This is a genomic window from Nonlabens dokdonensis (assembly GCF_002162835.1).
GTDB lineage: Bacteria > Bacteroidota > Bacteroidia > Flavobacteriales > Flavobacteriaceae > Nonlabens > Nonlabens dokdonensis_B.
In genome coordinates, this window is record NZ_MAAX01000041.1 from 1 (window position 1) to 3,671 (window position 3,671).

1 protein-coding gene is annotated in these 3,671 nt (G+C 38.2%); it reads left to right on the top strand.

The genetic code is table 11. The features are described from left to right. Positions 1-3,671, top strand: a 3,671-nt coding sequence (locus tag A9Q93_RS02570; RefSeq protein ID WP_303685817.1) for a choice-of-anchor J domain-containing protein, incomplete at both ends; no start/stop codon positions are given.

The window sequence follows — 3,671 nt, forward strand, 5'->3', positions numbered from 1 at the left end:
AACACCTTTGAGTGACTGGTCTTTTGCTGGAAACTTTATTACACCTCCTACATGTTTACCATTAGGAGCTATTTCTATTGATTCTATTTCAGATACTACATTGGACCTTTCGTGGGGGCAAGCTGGGTCTGAAACTTCTTGGGATATTGAGATAATCAATACTTCAAATATTCCTGCTGATACCTTTACCTTTACACCAACAAATGCTGGTCTTTCTTCGAATGCACCACAATTGACTGGTTTGGTGCCAGAAAGTGACTACCAGTTTATCGTAAGAGCAAACTGTGGTGTTATTGATGGGCCTGGTGCTTGGACATCAATATACTATTTCACAACATTGCCTTCTTGTCAAGCTCCAATCGATTTAGTATTGGGTGCATACGACAATGATGACATTACTTTCTCATGGACTGCTATTGACACTGAAACAATGTGGTATGTAGAGTATGTGAATGTTACATTGGGTGAAACGCCTTCAGGTGTTGCTGATGATAGCACTACTACTACTTCTTATACAGCGATAAACTTGGATGCAAATTCTGAGTACCAACTATATGTTAGTGCTGCCTGTGGTAGTGCGGATGGTAACTCAAATTGGTCTGGTCCAGCTACTATCACTACAATGTGTAACCCTGTTGCAATGCCACTCTCTGAACCATTCAGCACTTGGGTTCCTGACTGTTTTGATGTGGACAATGGAGATCAATCTTGGACACCTTATGTTTCCGCTGGTGATACCATAGCCGCAAAGGCAAGAAACTATCCTAACTATGGAACAAATAGACACTTAATCACTCCGATGATTAATATGACTCAAGATGCCTTATTAACATTTAAGTGGTCTCATGATGAGTATTCTTGGCTTAGTGATAGTTTAAGTGTTCGTTTATCAAATGATGGAGGTGCTACTTGGGCAACAATTTGGAATGTCACAGGAGCTGCATTTGATTCAAATGATGGTGCCAATTCTATTACTCCTGGTTCTTATATTGAAGAAAATATATTAATAAATAGCTCATATGTTGGTTCAGATGTACTAGTTGATATTGCATATACAGGGCCATCCGGTTATGGTTATACTGTATTTATTGACTCGATAGCTGTAAGCGCTTTACCCCCATGTAATATCCCTTACTACCTTGCTGTAGATTCTGCATACACTACTGCTGTAGATATGTCGTTTACTGCTGCAGGTACTGGAGCCACTTCTTATGAAGTTGAAGTTGTGGAAGGCATGAATGCACCAAATGGAGTGCCTACTGATACTGTATCTGGAACGCCATTTACTTTAACGGGACTAACTCCAGGGATGAATTATAGCGTTTACGCAAGAACACTTTGTGGTTCCGATTCTACTGCTTGGGTTGGACCTGTTGACTTTACTACTCTTTGTGCTCCTGTTGTAGATTATGCTACTGGTTTTGAAGGATTGAATACTGGTGATGTACCAAACTGTTGGACATTCATTGACACTACAGTTTCTTCATCTTCTTATGTACAAGCGTATAACTATGCTTTCTATGCACATACAGGTGATATTTGTGTTAGAATGTATAATTCTTACTCTATTGGTTCTGATCAAGAACAGTATATGGTAAGTCCAGAGTTTAGTTCATTGGCTACTCAAGATCACAGATTACGTTTCTGGGCTAAAGATTATTATAATGATGGAAATGTGGTGATTATCGGTACTATGACTGATCCTGCAATGTCCTCTACATTTACGCCAATGGATACTGTTGTATTAACGAATGTTTATACCCAGTATACTTTCAATTTCGATGGCTATACTGGTTCTGATACGCATGTAGCAATCAAGAATGAGTCTTCTCAAACCTATGCTTATACGGATATTGATGATCTTGATTGGCAGGAGATTCCAAACTGCTTCCCTCCAACAGCAGTAACAGTTGATTCAACTTCTACTACATCTGTTTCTGTTACCATTGACTCTACGAGTACTTTCGGTACGGAGTGGTTTATAGAAATGACAGATGTTACAGGAACCAACCCAACTGTATTGGATACTGCTTACACTTTATCGCATACAATTGATGGTTTATTAGCTTCTTCAGTGTATGAAATGATCATTTCTACAAACTGTCCTGATGCAGTCAGCGAAGGAATGGTTACAGAAGTTGCCACTGAATGTGCTGCTATTGGTGATTTCTTCACCGATTTCGAATCATTGAATACTGGAAATGATACACTTATCTGTTGGGATTATTTGATGTCTTCGATATCTCCATATGCGTATATTAATGTATATGATTATTCCTACTACTCTTGTAGTGGTGGTAACTATGTAAGTATGTATAACTATAATGATCTTAATGCAGACTTATTGTTAATCACTCCTGAATTGAATAATATTACTGCAGGTACTAACTTGTTTACATTCAGCGCTAGATCTGCCTATGGGGATTCTCCATTTGAAGTAGGAACAATTACTGATGCAAATGATGCAAGTACATTTACACCTATTTACGCTGGTTCTGTGAATAATATCTGTGATTCTATTACTGTACCATTCTTATCTTATACTGGTACTGATACAAGAATTGCGATTAAATTCAATCCAGCAACTACCTATAGTAATTTGTATATAGACAATGTAAGTTGGGGACCAGGTCCAGACTGCGCTATGCCAGTTGGTATTTCAGCACAAGACATTACAGACGTTAGCGCTGCAATAGATTGGTTAAACATAAGTCCTGATACAATATGGAACCTAGAATTGGTTGATGTATTAGATTCACTGGATGTTTACGATAGTATTCCAACGGATACTGCTTATGCACACCCATACACTATTACTGGATTAACTGAGAATACACTTTATGAAGTATTTTTAACAAATCCTTGTGATACAACAAGTGATGCTATTTCTGTTATCTTCGAAACACCATGGGGTAATAATATCGGTGTTACTTCTATCATCTCACCTGCTTCTGCAGCTTGTAATGTGAGTGATTCATCTCAAATTGAAGTGGAAATTGAGAACTTTGGTGGTCTTATGGCTACTGGATTCCCAGTTGAATTGAGTTGGGATGATTCTATCTACTTTAACGTAGGTACATTTATGGATACTATCCAACCAGGTGGAACTGCTACATTTATAATAGATGGTTACTATGACTTCTCTTCTGCTCTAGATTCTAATTTCTGGGTTCAAACTGCTTTAGCAGCTGATTCAGTTATATCGAATGACGGAATGGGATCTTCAGTTACTAATCTTGGTAATATGTGGATTGATGTTCAAGTAAACACTGGTAACTACGGTGGTGAAGTATGGTGGGAAATTTTAGATACTATCAACAACATTACTGCTTACAGTACTGGGATTACCGCTGGGTATAGTAGTTATTCTACATACAATACTGCTGTTTGTGTATATGCAAATGGTGACTATATTATCAATGCTTGGGATACGTATGATGACGGATGGAATGGTGGTACCTATTCTATTACTCGTTGTGGTGGTATTATCCTTGCAAACAATGATGGTAATGAGGTAACAAACGGTAATGGTGGAGTAATTGGTTCAGATCTTGAGGTTCAAGAAGGTTTCCATGTTGATCCTTGTCCAGACAATGACTTGGCAGTAATGTCAATTGATGGTCTAGAAAGTGCTTGTGGTCTAGGAATGGAAGTTGGTTCTGTAACACTTA